At 70.2% G+C, this 15,521-nt stretch carries 14 protein-coding genes; 10 read left to right on the forward strand and 4 right to left on the reverse strand.

Annotated elements, in window-relative coordinates; all coding sequences use genetic code 11:
• The first annotated feature begins 486 nt into the window (after positions 1-486).
• The 5 genes from IPT68_RS20395 to IPT68_RS20415 all read left to right on the forward strand — a co-directional run bounded on the left by IPT68_RS20395 (position 487) and on the right by IPT68_RS20415 (position 3,314).
• Positions 487-1,161 carry a hypothetical protein gene (locus tag IPT68_RS20395; protein WP_189696155.1) on the forward strand — a complete coding sequence of 225 codons (675 nt, stop codon included), beginning with the start codon at positions 487-489 and terminating at the stop codon, positions 1,159-1,161.
• A gap of 79 nt (positions 1,162-1,240) precedes the next feature.
• Positions 1,241-1,423 carry a hypothetical protein gene (locus IPT68_RS20400; RefSeq protein ID WP_189695662.1) on the forward strand — a complete coding sequence of 61 codons (183 nt, stop codon included), beginning with the start codon at positions 1,241-1,243 and terminating at the stop codon, positions 1,421-1,423.
• Positions 1,424-1,617: 194 nt separating this feature from the next.
• A complete protein-coding gene (locus IPT68_RS20405; protein ID WP_229818329.1) occupies positions 1,618-2,109 on the forward strand; it encodes a BlaI/MecI/CopY family transcriptional regulator in 492 nt (163 codons plus the stop codon).
• Between the two features lie 24 nt (positions 2,110-2,133).
• Positions 2,134-2,682, forward strand: a complete 549-nt coding sequence (locus tag IPT68_RS20410; RefSeq protein WP_189695660.1) for an amino-acid N-acetyltransferase — start codon at positions 2,134-2,136, stop codon at positions 2,680-2,682.
• Positions 2,683-2,978: 296 nt separating this feature from the next.
• A complete protein-coding gene (locus tag IPT68_RS20415; RefSeq protein WP_189695659.1) occupies positions 2,979-3,314 on the forward strand; it encodes a histone-like nucleoid-structuring protein Lsr2 in 336 nt (111 codons plus the stop codon).
• Here the strand turns inward: IPT68_RS20415 and IPT68_RS20420 are convergent.
• Positions 3,293-3,907 carry an SCO3374 family protein gene (locus IPT68_RS20420; RefSeq protein ID WP_189695658.1) on the reverse strand — a complete coding sequence of 205 codons (615 nt, stop codon included), beginning with the start codon at positions 3,905-3,907 and terminating at the stop codon, positions 3,293-3,295. The two genes, IPT68_RS20415 and IPT68_RS20420, sit on opposite strands and share 22 nt — an antisense overlap.
• A 442-nt stretch (positions 3,908-4,349) precedes the next feature.
• On the opposite strand from IPT68_RS20420, the gene IPT68_RS20425 reads away from it, so the two are divergent.
• Positions 4,350-6,875 (forward strand): ATP-dependent Clp protease ATP-binding subunit, encoded by a 2,526-nt coding sequence (locus IPT68_RS20425; RefSeq protein WP_189695657.1) that lies wholly within the window; start codon positions 4,350-4,352, stop codon positions 6,873-6,875.
• A 74-nt stretch (positions 6,876-6,949) separates the two neighbouring features.
• Here IPT68_RS20425 and IPT68_RS20430 read toward each other — a convergent pair whose 3' ends face one another.
• Together IPT68_RS20430 and IPT68_RS20435 are read right to left on the reverse strand one after the other, a co-directional pair.
• The gene (locus IPT68_RS20430) at positions 6,950-7,582 is read right to left on the reverse strand and encodes an HAD family acid phosphatase (RefSeq protein ID WP_189695656.1); all 633 of its coding nucleotides are present in this window, start codon (positions 7,580-7,582) and stop codon (positions 6,950-6,952) included.
• A 127-nt stretch (positions 7,583-7,709) separates the two neighbouring features.
• Positions 7,710-10,814: an NACHT domain-containing protein gene (locus IPT68_RS20435; protein ID WP_189695655.1), complete on the reverse strand. Its 3,105-nt coding sequence runs from the start codon at positions 10,812-10,814 to the stop codon at positions 7,710-7,712.
• A gap of 374 nt (positions 10,815-11,188) precedes the next feature.
• Between IPT68_RS20435 and IPT68_RS20440 the strand changes: the two genes are divergently transcribed.
• Positions 11,189-11,869, forward strand: a complete 681-nt coding sequence (locus IPT68_RS20440; protein ID WP_189695654.1) for a M23 family metallopeptidase — start codon at positions 11,189-11,191, stop codon at positions 11,867-11,869.
• Between the two features lie 11 nt (positions 11,870-11,880).
• On the opposite strand, the gene IPT68_RS20445 is transcribed toward IPT68_RS20440, so the two are convergent.
• Positions 11,881-12,462: a TetR/AcrR family transcriptional regulator gene (locus IPT68_RS20445; protein ID WP_189695653.1), complete on the reverse strand. Its 582-nt coding sequence runs from the start codon at positions 12,460-12,462 to the stop codon at positions 11,881-11,883.
• 186 nt (positions 12,463-12,648) lie between these two features.
• Here IPT68_RS20445 and IPT68_RS20450 point away from each other — a divergent pair, with 186 nt between their 5' ends.
• The 3 genes from IPT68_RS20450 to IPT68_RS20460 are packed head-to-tail and all read left to right on the forward strand — an operon-like array spanning position 12,649 to position 15,114.
• The gene (locus IPT68_RS20450) at positions 12,649-14,142 is read left to right on the forward strand and encodes an MDR family MFS transporter (protein ID WP_229818339.1); all 1,494 of its coding nucleotides are present in this window, start codon (positions 12,649-12,651) and stop codon (positions 14,140-14,142) included.
• 41 nt (positions 14,143-14,183) lie between these two features.
• Positions 14,184-14,618: a helix-turn-helix transcriptional regulator gene (locus IPT68_RS20455; protein ID WP_228039787.1), complete on the forward strand. Its 435-nt coding sequence runs from the start codon at positions 14,184-14,186 to the stop codon at positions 14,616-14,618.
• 58 nt (positions 14,619-14,676) lie between these two features.
• The gene (locus tag IPT68_RS20460; protein ID WP_189695651.1) at positions 14,677-15,114 is read left to right on the forward strand and encodes a VOC family protein; all 438 of its coding nucleotides are present in this window, start codon (positions 14,677-14,679) and stop codon (positions 15,112-15,114) included.
• The last annotated feature ends 407 nt before the right edge of the window (positions 15,115-15,521 follow it).

Raw genomic sequence — 15,521 nt, forward strand, 5'->3', positions numbered from 1 at the left:
GACGACGGACACCCGGGCGCCGCCGGACGACGGACACCCCGGCTCGCTCCGAGGACGAACACCTGCCGCGCCTCCCCGACGACGGACACCCGGGCGCCGCCGGACGATGGACGCCCCGGCGCCGCCGGACGACGTACGCCCTGGCTCGCTCCGAGGACGAACACCCGCCGCGCCTCCCCGACGACGGACGCCCCGGCGCCGTCGGACGACGGACACCCGGGCGCCGTCGGACGACGGACACCACTCCGGGCGCGGCCCAAGGACGGACACCACCCCCGGCGCGGACCGACGGTGGACACCACCCCCGGCACGGAGGCCCCGCGGGCGTCGCGGCACCTCCGCACCCTCAGCCACAGGCCGCCGCCGGCACCAGCAGCCCCCCGCACCCGAGTGGCACCCCACGCCACACCAGCCCCGTACCACCTGGTTTGTCTGATTAGCGCGTATCGTCGCCCCATGCCCACGCCATACGGATCCCGCGGCGGCATGGCGTTCGGCGCGGCGGAGCTGAGTGTGCTCCGCCGCGCTCTCGCCCTCGCCCTCCACCCCGGCCAGGCCTCGGCCGAGGACGTCCAGGACTGCCATCACCTGGCCGAGTCGCTCGACGAGGCGATGCGCGAGGGCGCCCGCCTGCGGGCCTTCCTCGTGGCCGACCTGGGCCGCTACCGCGCCTCCCTCCCCGGCGCCGCGGCCGGCTACCTCGCGCTCCTGGAGGAGGCGCTGCGCGCCGGCCACCGCCCCGACCCCGACGACCTGGCCGCGCTCCGCGCCCTCCGTGGCGACGCCACCGCCGCCGCGCTGCTGGACCGCTGCCGGATGCTCGCCGAGCAGGACGTGCGCGACCGCCTCGCCCGCGGCGCCACCCCCGCGCCGTCGCCCGAGACCGCGTCCCTCGCCCCCCTCGTCCCGGCCTCCCGCACCCACCTCCTGGCCCTTCCCGGCGGTCGCACCGGCGCCGACGAGGACCCCGCCGCCAAGCCGGCGCGCAAACCGGAGAAGAAGCCGGCCGAAAAGCCCGCCCAGCCTTCCCCCACCCCCAGTCCCACCCCGGCCGCGCCCCCACCGACCCGCCGCCCCGTCCCCACCCCGGGCGAAGTGTTCCCGCGCCGCAAACCGCCCCAGCCTCCCGCGGGCCGGCCGCAGCAGCTCGCGGCGGTCTGACCCACCCGTCGGCGCAGCTCACCCCGCCGAGCCGCGCCCCGGTACAAACCGCCCAACCCGCCACCACTACCCTGGACCCATGGACTACGTCTCCGCGCTTCTCCCCCCGGTCGTCATGGCCGCGTTCTTCATCGGCGTGATCCGGTTGATCGTGAAGACCCAGGGCGGCGCCAACAAGGCCAAGGAGGACGCGGCCGTCGACGCCGCCCTCGCCCGCACGGAGGGCACCCGCCGTCCCTCGGCCCCGACCCCTGAGGCCTGAGGCCCCACGGGGCGCCCGGCACGCCCCACCGCCCAGGGCCACAAGCACCTCGCGGCGTACGACTCCCATCGGAGTCGTACGCCCCTTTTGTTCCTGTTTCCTAAAAAAGTTCCCGTCCAGCAGGCCATAACCCGCTTCTCCCACTATTGTGCTGAACTGTGCCTCGCCCATTGGGAGAACTCGAAGACGCGGTCATGACGCGGGTGTGGAAGTGGAACCGCCCGGTGACCGTTCGAGAAGTCCTGGAAGATCTCCAGCAGGAACGGTCCATCGCCTACACGACGGTGATGACCGTTATGGACAATCTCCATCAGAAGGGCTGGGTGCGCCGCGAGGCGGAAGGCCGGGCCTATCGATATGAGGCGGTCTCCACCCGCGCCGCCTACGCCGCGGCCCTGATGAACGACGCCTGGTCGCAGAGCGACAACGCCGCGGCCGCGCTTGTCGCCTTCTTCGGCATGATGAGCGAGGAACAGCGCCAGGCCCTGCGCGACGCGGTCCGCATCGTCGGCATCCCGGAAACCTCCGGACCGGAACCCGAAGCGACCTCCCGCAGCCGGCCCGCCGAGCCCGTCAAGAGCGCCGAACGCGCCGAACCCGCCGAACGCGCCGATCGCCGTGACGACGCCGAAGGTGCGAATAGCCGCCCCGATACTCACGGCGAGAACCCCGGCTCCGCATCGTAGGCCCCCGGGCGATAGCGTCCGCTCATGTCCGCAGAGCGCCCCTCCGCCGCCAACCTCGAAGTCACCGCTAAAGCCATCACCGTCCGCCGGGCCCGGACCAGCGATGTCCCCACCGTCCGCCGACTCCTTGACGCCTACGTACGCGACGGCATCCTGCTCGACAAAGCGACGGTCACGCTTTACGAGGACATCCAGGAGTTCTGGGTCGCGGAACGTGATGACAACGCCGAGGTGGTCGGGTGCGGCGCCCTGCACGTGATGTGGGAAGACCTCGCGGAAGTCCGCACTCTCGCCGTGAAGCCGGGCCTCAAGGGCGCCGGCGTCGGCCATCAGTTGCTGGAGAAGTTGCTCCAGACCGCACGCTGGCTGGGGGTTCGCCGGGTTTTCTGTCTGACCTTCGAAGTCGACTTCTTCGGCAGCCACGGCTTCGTGGAGATCGGTGAGACCCCCGTCGACACCGATGTGTACGCGGAGTTGCTGCGTTCCTATGACGAGGGCGTCGCGGAGTTCCTGGGCCTCGAACGAGTGAAACCGAACACCTTGGGCAACAGTCGGATGCTTCTGCATCTGTGATCACCAAGGGTATGCCGGTGACTATGCCGGGCGGGATGTCGGCCAGGTATGTCCGTGAGGTATGTCCGCGGGTATGCCCGGAGTATTCAGCCCGGCCCCGCTGCCCGGGTTCCCTATGTCCGAAACGCGCATGTTTCCGGGCGGGGGCGGTCGCTCGGCTCTCCCGGGGGTTTGTGTTTTTCCAGCAAAAGCGGTTTGCTTTCCGACGTACTGCAGTACTGCATATAACAGGGGGCGGCGAAACGGCGGACGCCGCAGACCCCCGGCCCTCAACGTTATCGATGAAAGGAAATCCGGTGGCACAGAAGGTTCAGGTCCTTCTTGTCGACGACCTCGACGGCGGCGAGGCGGACGAGACGGTGACGTTCGCGCTGGACGGCAAGACGTACGAGATCGATCTCACGACCGCCAATGCGGACAAGTTGCGCAGCCTTCTCGACCCCTATGTGAAGGGCGGCCGGCGTACTGGTGGCCGTGCTTCCACCGGGCGTGGAAAGGCGCGTGCCGCGTCCGGCGGCAGCCAGGACACCGCTGCGATCCGTGCCTGGGCGAAGGAGAACGGTTACGAGGTCAACGACCGTGGCCGTGTTCCCGCGACCATTCGCGAGGCCTACGAGAAGGCCAACGGCTGAGCGCACGCGCGCCGCAGCCGGATTCGGTGGCAGTGAGTCGCCACCGTGTCCACCAGCCGTACGAGATCGGGGGCGCCCCCAACGCCCCCCATGGCCGACAGCGTCGGCAGCGAGGCCTCGACCTCGCACCCCGGTTCGGGGGGTCGCAGCCAGACGGCGGCCCCCTGAAAAGCGTTCTCGCGCTGTAGAGCGCCCTCCGTGGCGCCGTCGCCTGTCCCTCCGGCCGCACCGTCCCCCGGCGGCGCCGGAGCCTCCATCGCGCCGCTCCCGCCGTCCCCGCCGATGACCCGCAGATCCAGCGGCAGGCCGCCCCATTCCAGCCAGTCCAGTACCCCCGGCAGCTCCTCGGCGCTCCCCGGCGCCACCAGCAGCCGCAGCCGGTCGCCCAGGACGGCCACCGGAGAGCCCGGAACAAGGTGCCGCAGTCCCGCGAGGCCCGCCTCGGCCGGCACGTCCAGGACATCGAAGCGGGACCCCACCGACAGGCGCAGCGGGGTGCCCGGCAGGGTCGCCCAGCCCAGGTCGTGCTCGTACCACCGCCGGACCCGGTCGTCCTGATCCTGGGGGCGCCGGGGGAGCGGGACCGAGGGCATCGCGCCAACCATGCCAAGCGAAACCGTCAAAACGGCGTTCGAGTTACGCTGTGTGTTACTGATGATGCGCAGGGTGGTGAAAAGGGGGGCGTGTGGGGGTGCGGGGTGGTGCAAGGTTGTTCGCCCGTAGCGGAGGGAACGGGTGCGCGCGGCATGGACTGTCAGTCCGAGCGGGTAAGACATGCCTAGTGGGAGGGGGCGACACGCAGTCGAGGCCGTCTCACGTTCGCCATCGGCGTACTGATGGTGGGGGTAACTGCCTGGCCTGCGGGAACATCGTCTCGCACCATCGGGTTGGAGCAGATGTCGGCGTCACGGGTCAGGAGGCCATCCACGGTGTCGGCAGTTGGAATGAGCGGTCCCCGCTTGCGGGACTAAGCTGCGGAAGGACAGGGAGGGGAAGTTCCCCCCACTGCCTGACCGCTCTGAGGAGCGATTAACGATGTTCGAGAGGTTCACCGACCGCGCGCGGCGGGTTGTCGTCCTGGCTCAGGAAGAAGCCCGGATGCTCAACCACAACTACATCGGCACCGAGCACATCCTCCTGGGCCTGATCCACGAGGGTGAGGGTGTCGCCGCCAAGGCCCTTGAGAGCCTCGGGATTTCGCTCGAGGCGGTCCGCCAGCAGGTGGAGGAGATCATCGGCCAGGGCCAGCAGGCCCCGTCGGGTCACATCCCCTTCACCCCCCGTGCCAAGAAGGTCCTGGAGCTGTCGCTCCGCGAGGCCCTTCAGCTGGGCCACAACTACATCGGCACGGAGCACATCCTGCTCGGCCTGATCCGCGAGGGCGAGGGCGTCGCCGCCCAGGTCCTGGTCAAGCTGGGCGCAGATCTGAACCGCGTGCGGCAGCAGGTGATCCAGCTGCTCTCCGGTTACCAGGGCAAGGAGACCGCCACCGCCGGCGGGCCTGCCGAGGGCACCCCCTCGACGTCCCTGGTCCTCGACCAGTTCGGCCGGAACCTCACCCAGGCCGCTCGTGAGTCCAAGCTCGACCCGGTCATCGGGCGCGAGAAGGAGATCGAGCGGGTCATGCAGGTGCTGTCCCGCCGTACGAAGAACAACCCGGTCCTGATCGGTGAGCCCGGTGTCGGCAAGACCGCCGTCGTCGAGGGCCTCGCCCAGGCCATCGTCAAGGGCGAGGTGCCCGAGACCCTCAAGGACAAGCACCTCTACACCCTGGACCTCGGCGCGCTGGTCGCCGGCTCCCGCTACCGCGGTGACTTCGAGGAGCGCCTGAAGAAGGTGCTCAAGGAGATCCGCACCCGCGGCGACATCATCCTGTTCATCGACGAGCTGCACACGCTGGTCGGTGCGGGTGCCGCCGAGGGCGCCATCGACGCGGCTTCCATCCTGAAGCCGATGCTGGCCCGCGGTGAGCTGCAGACCATCGGTGCGACCACGCTGGACGAGTACCGCAAGCACCTGGAGAAGGACGCGGCCCTGGAGCGCCGCTTCCAGCCGATCCAGGTCGCGGAGCCGTCCCTGCCGCACACGATCGAGATCCTCAAGGGCCTGCGCGACCGGTACGAGGCGCACCACCGCGTCTCGATCACCGACGAGGCGCTGGTCCAGGCCGCCACCCTGGCCGACCGGTACATCTCGGACCGCTTCCTGCCGGACAAGGCGATCGACCTGATCGACGAGGCGGGCTCCCGGATGCGCATCCGCCGGATGACCGCTCCGCCGGACCTGCGCGAGTTCGACGAGAAGATCGCCGCCGTCCGCCGGGACAAGGAGTCCGCGATCGACTCGCAGGACTTCGAGAAGGCCGCCTCCCTGCGCGACAAGGAGAAGCAGCTCCTCGCCGCGAAGGCCAAGCGGGAGAAGGAGTGGAAGGCCGGCGACATGGACGTCGTCGCCGAGGTCGACGGCGAGCTGATCGCCGAGGTCCTCGCCACGGCCACCGGCATCCCGGTCTTCAAGCTGACCGAGGAGGAGTCCAGCCGCCTGCTCCGCATGGAGGACGAGCTCCACAAGCGGGTCATCGGCCAGGACGACGCCGTCAAGGCGCTGTCGAAGGCGATCCGCCGTACGCGTGCCGGTCTGAAGGACCCGAAGCGTCCGGGTGGCTCGTTCATCTTCGCCGGCCCGTCCGGTGTCGGTAAGACCGAGCTGTCCAAGGCGCTCGCCGAGTTCCTCTTCGGCGACGAGGACGCGCTGATCTCCCTCGACATGTCGGAGTTCAGCGAGAAGCACACGGTGTCGCGTCTGTTCGGTTCGCCCCCCGGCTACGTGGGCTACGAAGAGGGCGGCCAGCTGACGGAGAAGGTGCGCAGGAAGCCGTTCTCGGTGGTCCTCTTCGACGAGGTCGAGAAGGCTCACCCGGACATCTTCAACTCGCTGCTGCAGATCCTGGAGGACGGTCGCCTGACCGACTCCCAGGGCCGGGTCGTCGACTTCAAGAACACGGTCATCATCATGACGACCAACCTCGGCACCCGGGACATCTCCAAGGGCTTCAACCTCGGCTTCGCCGCCGCGGGTGACACGAAGACCAACTACGAGCGCATGAAGAACAAGGTCTCGGACGAGCTGAAGCAGCACTTCCGGCCCGAGTTCCTCAACCGCGTCGACGACGTGGTGGTCTTCCCGCAGCTGACCCAGGCCGACATCCTGCGGATCGTCGACCTCATGATCAGCAAGGTGGACGAGCGCCTGAAGGACCGGGACATGGGCATCGAGCTCTCCCAGTCCGCCAAGGAGCTGCTGTCGCAGAAGGGCTACGACCCCGTGCTGGGCGCCCGGCCGCTGCGCCGGACCATCCAGCGCGAGATCGAGGACTCCCTGTCGGAGAAGATCCTCTTCGGCGAGCTGCGCCCCGGCCACATCGTGGTCGTGGACACCGAGGGCGAGGGCGAGACCAAGACCTTCACCTTCCGCGGTGAGGAGAAGTCGGCCCTGCCGGACGTCCCGCCGATCGAGCAGGCGGCCGGCGGAGCGGGTCCGAACCTGAGCAAGGACGCGTAACGCCTAGACCGTGAGGGGCCGGTGCCGTACGAGGCACCGGCCCCTTTCGCATGTCCGCCCGCGGGTCCCGCGGGTTACGACAGCCGGCCGTCGTAGTCCGGCAGCTTGTACGTCTTCTCGGCGTGGCCGCCCGACAGGTCGGTGGTGTTGTTGCCGATGTTCGCGATGATCGTGTAGCCCTTGGACTCGATGTCCACGCGCTGGGCCGTCTTGTAGGCGGCGACGTTCTTGAAGAGGTCGAAGAAGCCGCGGACGTGGAGGCCGTCGACCTCGTAGCCCACCTTCTCCAGGTTGTACTCGGTGGGCACGTAGATGATGCCCGGGCGGGCGGTGACGAAGAAGATGTCGACGCCGCGCTCCTGGGCGTACTCGGCGACCTCCAGGACCGGCTTGTTGGCCGGCTGCGGGAAGCTGAAGCCGAAGTCGGTCTCCAGCGTGGTGTTGTCGATGTCGAAGACGATCGCCTGCTTCTCGCCCGGCCGGGTCTGGGCGATCCGCTGCTTCAGGTAGGGCAGTGCCTGGTCCATCACGGCCTGGCAGTCCCGCTGCCAGGTCGCGTAGTCAACGTCCGCGGCAGCGGCGGTGGTGGTGGCCGCGGTGGTCGTGGTGGTGGTCGCGGCCTCGGCGGGGGCGGCGATGGCCACGAGGGCGGCCGCGGCGAGGGCGGTGGCGGCGGTGCGGCTCGTCCAGGGGCGTCGTCTTGTCATATGGGGGGTCCCTTCACGTCCGTACGCGGTGCGTACGGGGGCCAGCATGTCGTGTGCATGTTCGTGCGTGAGGGTGGCGCCAGAGGAACCGTAGGGTTACTGGACGGTAGGTGAACAGGGGTGTGCATCACACAACGCTGCGCGTGCGGACGACGGCCGGTGTCACCGGGAGCATTTCGCGTACGTGGTCCGGTACGTCGGTGATGTCGGCGGCGAGGTTGATGGTGACCTCGCGCAGGTTGGGGAACAGGGTGCGCACGCCCGAAAGGTCCTCCGTGCCGCGGAAGTTGTACAGACGCAGGCTTGTGACGCCGGGCAGCGTGGGGCCGTGCCGGCCGACGTCCTGCCAGCTGACGCGCAGCTCCTCCAGGTCTCGATGGCGGGCCATCTCCTCGTAGTCCTCGTCGGTCAGGGGCACGGCCGGGGCGGCGAGGCTCAGTTGCCGCAGACCCGCCAGGCGGTGGAGGCCACGCAGACCGGTGTGGAGGGTGGCGCGCTTGCCGAGCCGCAGGTGACGAAGCGGCAGGTCGTGAGGGAGCGCCCGGTCCAGGGACGCGGCCTCCAGGGCGATCCCGAGGTCGAGCCGGCTCAGCGTCGGTGAACCGGAGAGCACGGACAGCGCGTCCGGCCGCTCCAGCCCGGGCAGCGTGTCCAGCGACAGCCGGCTCAGCGGCAGGCGGGCCAGCGGGGCGATGTCGTCGATCCGGGGGCACCCGCTGAGGTCCAGGTACGTCAGCTGGTTCAGGTCGGCCAGGCACCGCAGGTCCCGCAGCCGTTCGTTGGCCCGGACGACCAGCTCGGCCACGTCGCCCGGCAGCCCGGCCGGGTCGACGTCGCCGACCAGGTGCAGGGACCGCCGGCCGCCCAGTTCGCGCAGGAAACGCAGGTGTTCCCCGGAGTGCGCGACATGGAACAGCTCGTCCTCGGGCAGGTGGGCGACGACCTCCCTGCCGTACCGCCCGGTGGGGAACCGGTACCAGGTCCAGGCGAGTTGGGCGCGTACCGCCAGGGCCGGGTGCGAGCGGAAGCGGGCGAGGACGGGCACCGCGGCCTCCGTGCCGATCAGCGAGGCCGTCACGACGACCGCGCGGGCCTCCTCGTCGCTCAGTCCTTCCGGGCCGGGCAGCAGCTCCAGCACGAGCGGCCCGACCGAGGCCAGCACGCGGGCCCATTCCGTCGTCCGGGGCGGGATCAGCGCGTCGGCGCCCCGCTCGACCTCCTTCCGCACCGCCGGGTCCAGCTCCGTCGCGTGCTCCAGCGAGGCCAGCGCGAGCAGCCGTACCCGGGCTCGGGCCGCGCCGTCCAGCCGGTCCGCGGACGCCATCAACTGCCGCAGTAGGTCGGCCCGTTCCCTGGGCCGGGCATGGGCCACCGCCATTCGGAACACGTCCGCCCACTGCTCGTCCGCCGCGCCCCGCACCAGCAGCCCGAAGTCGCCGTCCTCCACCGCCGCCTTGGCGCCCAGGTAGTCCTGGAAGGTGCGGTGGACGAACTCCACGGTACCGACGGACGGTTCGCGCAGCAGGCCGCTGCGGACGAGCAGGTACCGCAGGATCGACGGGGCGTCACCCTGGGACGCGGCGGCGGGCAGGGACGGGAGGACGTCGGCGACGATGCGCTCGGCCCGTTCGCGGTCCATCTCCGACTGGTTGTTGCGGATCAGCCAGTGGGCGAGCCGCTGGAGCAGCTGGATCTGCGGGAGTCCGGTGAGGTGGACGCCGTCGGGGCCGGGCATGTCCCGTTCCTCGTCCCGGCGGGCCAGCAGCATCGACAGGGCGGCGTCGTACAACTCCTGTCGGCCGTGGGGCAGGTAGCCCCGCCGGTCCCGGTGCAGGGCGCAGATCAGGCCGCACATCAGGGGGTTGGTGGCGAGGCGGGCGAGGTCGGGTTTGGTGCGGACGGCGTCGAGGAGGGTGCGCTCGTAGGTGTCGAGGCGGTCGCGCTCCTCGGGGGCGCCGGCGCGGGCGGCCGAGTGCCAGCGCGCGACGAAGGCGGCCACGTCGCCCCCGCTCATCGGGGTGAGCGCCAGCTCCGTGAAACCGTCGGAGGCGAGCCAGTCCTCCCGTACGGCGGAGGGGCGGGAGGTGACCAGCCACTGGTTGCCCGGATAGACGTCCAGCAGGTCGCGCAGCCAGCGGCGGGTGCGTTCGCGCTCGCGTTCGGCGATCTCGTCGATGCCGTCGACCAGGAGCAGGCCCCGGCCCGCCCGGAGCACGTGGTCCGCCCAGCCGTCCGGCTGGTTCGCGTGGAAGGGGACGCGTACGGCGGACAGGAAGGCGTCGGGTGCGGGGAGGCCGTCGGGGCGGCGGACCAGGGTGCGCAGGGGCAGGACGAACGGGACGCGGTCGCCGCGCTCGCCCCGGGCCGCGGTGACCGCGAGCCACTGGACGAGCGTGGTCTTGCCGGAGCCGGCCACCCCGCGCAGCAGTACCCGGTCGTGGTCGGCGAAGGCCTGCTCGGCGGGGAGGGCGGTGGCGGCGGAGGCGATGCCGGGGCCGTCCGGGTCGGCCGCCTCGCCGTCGGCGGCCGGGTGCAGGGCCCGGAGGCTGAGGTAGGCGGTGTCCAGGGGCCAGCGGTCCGGGGAGTTGACCAGGTCGATGCCGTAGATGGTGAGGTGGCCGTGCCGAGTGGTGACGTACGTCATGTAGCGCTGCTCGAAGGCGGCGTCGGACGGCGGTGCGGTGCGCGCGAGCAGGGCGTCGACCTTGTCGATCAGCTCGCGCCCGCGGCGGGACTGTTCGACCAGGGTGCGCGGGACGAAGCTCGAGCGCTGGCTGAAGAAGTGCAGGATGTGCAGGCAGGCGGTGGTGAGCGTGCGCAGGTAGAACTGGGCCGCGTCGAAGGAGAGGTCGCGGGCCGGGTCGCCGCTCGCGGCGCGCAGTCGTGCGGCCAGTGCCTCGTGACCCAGCTCCACCGCCTGTACGTCGGTCATGTCCAGCTCGCCCAGGGCGTACAGGGTGTCGGCCAGGGCGTGCGCCACGGCGGTCTCCTCGTCCGCCGGCAAGGGGCGCTCCCCGGCGCCCTGCAGGGCCTGTTGCACCAGTTCCGCTGCCAGCCGCGCCAGATCCCCGCGGTCGAGCCGCCGCTTCTCACCCCGGAACGAGACGTACGACGAGATGCGCACCGGCCGGTCCACCAGCCCGGCGCCTGTGCCCTCGGTCACGAACAACTTCCGTACGAGCGGCGCGACCACGGCCGACCCCAGCCGTACGCCGATGACCGACGGTTCCACCCGGCCTCCCCCTGACCCCTGTTGGCAGCGGACAGCAGCGTAGCGCCCGTCACATTCCGGGGTGCTTGGATCTTGCCCGTCGGTGACATGCGGCACAGGTGTTTTGTCCCTTACTAGCCGGATTAGTAGGATCATCGATTGGGGCAAAACGGACTTTTAGTTCAGGATCCATGTGCTGCGTGGGCGTAATTGGGTGGATTTATCCCTGATGCCAGCTCTGTCAAGAGTCACTGGGTTATGGCCCGACGTACTACTTTCTGTCGTAGCTCACACGTTTTGGGCTCAATGCGGCCGGCAGGTACCAAGTAATGGCCCGCCCGGCAGACGCCTTTCGCGCCGGGTGGTTCCTCTGCCCCCGTCCTTTGAGGTTCCGCATGTTCACGCGTGTCACGTCCCGTTCTTCCCGTACGTCCCAGCTCCGCACCCGCGCGGCCGTGCTGGCTGCCGGTCTCGGCGCCTCGGTCGTGCTGGGGACCGGGGTCGCGGCCGCCGCCAACACCACGACGGCCACCGCCACGACCGCCGCCACCGGTGTCGCGAACGCCGTAGAGGCGCAGGCCGCGGCCCAGGCGAAGGCGGCCAAGGTCGCCGCCGCCCAGCAGGCGAACGCCAAGTCGGCTGCCGCGAAGAAGGCCGTCTCCTGGGTCAGCCCGGTGAAGGGCTACCGGCTCAGCGCCAGCTACGCCCAGGCCGGCGGCATGTGGCAGTCCACCCACAGCGGGCAGGACTTCGCCGTCGCCACCGGCACCAAGGTCGTGGCCGCGCACGGCGGTACGGTCGTCAAGGCCGGCGGCAACGGCGCCGGTGACGGTCCGGCGTACGGCAACGCCGTCGTCGTCAAGCACAGCAACGGGACCTACTCGCAGTACGCCCACCTGTCCCGCGTCGACGTGAGGGTCGGCCAGGTCGTCGCCACCGGCCAGCGCATCGCCCTGTCCGGCAACACCGGCAACTCCAGCGGCCCGCACCTGCACTTCGAGATCCGCACCACCGCCAACTACGGCACGGCGATCGACCCGGTCGCCTTCCTGCGGACCAAGGGCGTCAGCCTCTGAGCGAGTGTGACCTAGGCCGCACCCTTGTGGGCCTGCGTCACCATGTCGACGGCGACTTCGAGAATGGCCTCGCGCTTCTCCTCGGGGTCGCCTTCGAGTTCCTGCATCACGAACACCATCCCGGCGTGCAGCGTGAAGATGGCGCTGACGCAACGGACCTGGTCGGCCAGCGTGGCGTCCCGGTCGATGATGATGTGACGCAGGCCCCTCATGCGCTCCTTGAACAGGTCGCCGATGCGCAATTCGCGTACCGTCGCCTGGTTCTCGTGCATGAAGCGGAACAACGGTGCCGCGGCGGTGAGGTGTTCGCTGTAGCGCCGCACGATCTGCCGCTTGGTCTCCAGCGTGTGCGGCTGACGGCCGCCCCACTCGATCAGCTCGTCGATCGGCCGCATCAGGTCGTCGAAGACGCTGACCAGGATCTCTTCCTTGGTCTTGAAGTGGTAGTAGAGCGCCGCCTTGGTGACGTCCAGGCGTTCGGCGATCTCGCGCAGGGAGGTCTTCTCGTAGCCCTGCTCGGCGAAGAGTTCCAGCGCCACGTCCTGGATGCGCCGACGGGTGTCGCCGCGCCGTCGCTGCTTGCTGCCGTCCATGTGCCGCCTGTCCTCGTACGTCCGGGCTTCCTGGCAAGGCCCTGGCAAAGAAAAACTTACTTGACGCCCGGCTAGTTGGCGAGCTACGTTCCCGCTGCAACTAGCCGGTCGGCAAGTAAGTGCGTGGGGGCAGCGGTGCCAGACGGAAGACAACAGAGGAGCGTGCGGGTCGTCCTGCTCGCCCTGATGATCGCGATGATGCTCGCGATGCTCGACAACATGATCATCGGTACGGCGATGCCGACGATCGTCGGCGAGCTGGGCGGTCTGGAGCACCTGTCGTGGGTGGTGACGTCGTACACCCTGGCGACCGCGGCCTCCACCCCGATCTGGGGCAAGCTCGGCGACCTGTACGGCCGCAAGGGCGTCTTCCTCAGCTCGATCGTGCTCTTCCTGATCGGCTCCGTGCTCAGCGGCATGGCCCAGGACATGGGGCAGCTGATCGCCTTCCGCGCCGTGCAGGGACTCGGCGCCGGCGGGCTCATGGTCGGCGTGATGGCGATCATCGGTGACCTGATACCGCCCCGGGAGCGCGGTAAGTACCAGGGGATGATGGCCGCCGTCATGGCGCTCGCGATGATCGGCGGCCCGCTGGTCGGCGGCACCATCACCGACCACTGGGGCTGGCGCTGGACCTTCTACATCAACCTGCCGCTCGGCGCCGTCGCGCTGATCGCCATCAGCGTCGTGCTGCACCTGCCGAAGAAGCGGTCGGACGCCCGGATCGACTATCTGGGCGCCGCCCTGCTGACCGTCGGCATCACCGCGATCGTGCTGGTGACCACCTGGGGCGGTACGGAGTACGCCTGGACGTCGGCCGTGATCACGGAGCTGATCGGCATCGGGGTCGCGGCGCTGGTCGGCTTCGTGTTCTGGCAGACGCGGGCCGCCGAGCCGATCCTGCCGCTGCACATCTTCCGCAGCCGCAACTTCACGTTGATGTCCGCCATCGGCTTCATCGTCGGCTTCGTGATGTTCGGCGCGACCCTGTTCCTGCCGCTCTACCAGCAGTCGGTGCAGGGCGCGTCCGCGACCAACTCCGGGCTGCTGCTGCTGCCGATGCTGGGCGCGATGCTCGTCACGTCGATGGTGGCCGGGCGGGTGACCACCCGGACCGGGCGGTACAAGGTGTTCCCGGTGGCGGGCGGTGTGCTTCTGGTCGGCGGGCTGTACCTGCTGTCCCTGATGGACACGGAGACCTCGCGGCTGACCTCCGGCGTCTACATGGCCGTGGTCGGGCTCGGCATGGGCTGTCTGATGCAGATCACCATGCTGGTCGCGCAGAACAGCGTGGAGATGAAGGACATGGGCGTCGCCTCCTCCTCCAGCACCCTCTTCCGCACCCTCGGCTCCTCCTTCGGCGTCGCGATCATGGGTGCCCTGTTCAACCACCGGGTCCAGGAGGTCATGGCCGAACGGGCCGGCGCGCTGGGCTCGCGGATGACCGAACAGTCCGCCCAGCTGGACGCCGCGAGCCTGGCCAAGCTGCCGGAAGCGGCCCGGGAGGCGTATCAGCACGCGGTGTCCTCGGGTACGCACGGGGCGTTCCTGCTGGGCGCGGCGGTGGCCGTGCCGGTGCTGATCGCGGCGCTGTTCGTGAAGGAGGTGCCGCTGAAGGGGGCGGGGCCGAAGGCGCAGGACGCGCCCGCGGCTCCGACGCAGGTGAGCGAGGCAGTCTGAGGCTCGACGCCGATGTCGGTGCCCCGTGTCACCATCGGCGCATGGACAGGATGTGCCGGCTGAGGCTGGCGAAGGACGCGATGGACCGCGACTGGGCCGACCCCGCACTCGACCTGGACGCGGTCGCGGCGCACGCCGGGTACTCGCGGTACCACTTCGTCCGCGCCTTCAAGGAGGCGTACGGCGAGACACCCGGCCAGTACCTCACGCACCGGCGGATCGAACGGGCCGAGGAACTGCTGCGCGCCGCCGACCTCACCGTCACGGAGATCTGCAACCTGGTCGGCTTCAGCAGTCTCGGCACCTTCTCGACCCGCTTCAAGGCGCGGACCGGGTTGACGCCGAGCGAGTTCCGGACCCAGCACGTGGGCAGCGGGGCGGCCCTGATACCCGGGTGCTACGCGATGCTGTGGGCCGGCGGCTTCCCGCACCGCGGGCCCGCCGAGCAGGACCGCAATTCTGGAGAAGCGCCCTGAGGCGTGCCCCGCCTACGGTGACGGACACAAGCCGTCACCGACACAGGAGAGCAGAGCCATGATCACCGGCCTGGGCATCACGACCGTATGGACCTTCGACCAGCAGCGCACCAAGGCCTTCTTCACCGAGAAGCTGGGTTTCGAGGTGCGCAGTGAGGTGCCCATGGGGGAGATGCGGTGGGTCACCGTCGGCGCCAAGGACCAGCCGGACGTGGAGCTGGCCCTGATGAGCCTGGACGGGCCCGGCCTCGACGCCGAGTCGTCCGAGGCGCTGAAGAAGCTGGTCAGCAAGGGGGTCATCGGCGCGGGCGCGTTCCGTACGGACGACTGCCGGGGTGACTACGAGACGTTCCGGGCGCGCGGGGTGGAGTTCCTGCAGGAGCCGCAGGAGCGGCCGTACGGCGTCGAGGCGATCTTCCGCGACGACAACGGCAACTGGTACTCGCTGACGCAGCGCAGCGAGGAGCTGGACTTCTCCAAGGACTTCGGCTGCTGAACCCGGCGTGGGACAAGGGGTGCGGGGAGTCGGGCGGCTTCGGGGCGGGCGTGGGCGGGGCGTGCGTGTCGCGGCGGGTGCGGGGCGCCGTGGGCTCGGGCACGCGGGATGTCGGTCGGCTTCGGGGGGAGGGCCGGTCCGGGGTTCCGGGGCGCGGCTGTTCGGCCGACGGCGCGGGCTGCCGGGCGTGCCGCTACTCGGGCGTGCCGCTGGTCGCCGACGCGGGTCTCCGGGGCAGGGCTGCCAGGGCACGCGTGCAATCGGTGGGCGCCGTGCCCGGCCGTTGCCCGCGGTGGGCCGGTGGCCGGTCGGCGCCGTGACCGGCCCGTTGTCTGGACGCACGTGCAGTCGGTGGGCGCCGTGCGCGGCCGTTGCCCGGGCAGGCTGGTGGTCCGTCGGCGCCCGAC

The organism is Streptomyces chromofuscus (assembly GCF_015160875.1).
GTDB lineage: Bacteria > Actinomycetota > Actinomycetes > Streptomycetales > Streptomycetaceae > Streptomyces > Streptomyces chromofuscus.

What these genes read in the sequence shown, in the direction of transcription:
- IPT68_RS20425 (WP_189695657.1), top strand. Translation starts at nt 4,350, where the DNA reads ATGTTCGAGAGGTTCACCGACCGCGCGCGGCGGGTTGTCGTCCTGGCT.
- IPT68_RS20420 (WP_189695658.1), bottom strand. Translation starts at nt 3,907, where the DNA reads ATGCCCTCGGTCCCGCTCCCCCGGCGCCCCCAGGATCAGGACGACCGG.
- IPT68_RS20460 (WP_189695651.1), top strand. Translation starts at nt 14,677, where the DNA reads ATGATCACCGGCCTGGGCATCACGACCGTATGGACCTTCGACCAGCAG.
- IPT68_RS20395 (WP_189696155.1), top strand. Translation starts at nt 487, where the DNA reads ATGGCGTTCGGCGCGGCGGAGCTGAGTGTGCTCCGCCGCGCTCTCGCC.
- IPT68_RS20450 (WP_229818339.1), top strand. Translation starts at nt 12,649, where the DNA reads ATGATCGCGATGATGCTCGCGATGCTCGACAACATGATCATCGGTACG.
- IPT68_RS20440 (WP_189695654.1), top strand. Translation starts at nt 11,189, where the DNA reads ATGTTCACGCGTGTCACGTCCCGTTCTTCCCGTACGTCCCAGCTCCGC.
- IPT68_RS20430 (WP_189695656.1), bottom strand. Translation starts at nt 7,582, where the DNA reads ATGACAAGACGACGCCCCTGGACGAGCCGCACCGCCGCCACCGCCCTC.
- IPT68_RS20455 (WP_228039787.1), top strand. Translation starts at nt 14,184, where the DNA reads ATGGACAGGATGTGCCGGCTGAGGCTGGCGAAGGACGCGATGGACCGC.
- IPT68_RS20405 (WP_229818329.1), top strand. Translation starts at nt 1,618, where the DNA reads ATGACGCGGGTGTGGAAGTGGAACCGCCCGGTGACCGTTCGAGAAGTC.
- IPT68_RS20400 (WP_189695662.1), top strand. Translation starts at nt 1,241, where the DNA reads ATGGACTACGTCTCCGCGCTTCTCCCCCCGGTCGTCATGGCCGCGTTC.
- IPT68_RS20445 (WP_189695653.1), bottom strand. Translation starts at nt 12,462, where the DNA reads ATGGACGGCAGCAAGCAGCGACGGCGCGGCGACACCCGTCGGCGCATC.
- IPT68_RS20410 (WP_189695660.1), top strand. Translation starts at nt 2,134, where the DNA reads ATGTCCGCAGAGCGCCCCTCCGCCGCCAACCTCGAAGTCACCGCTAAA.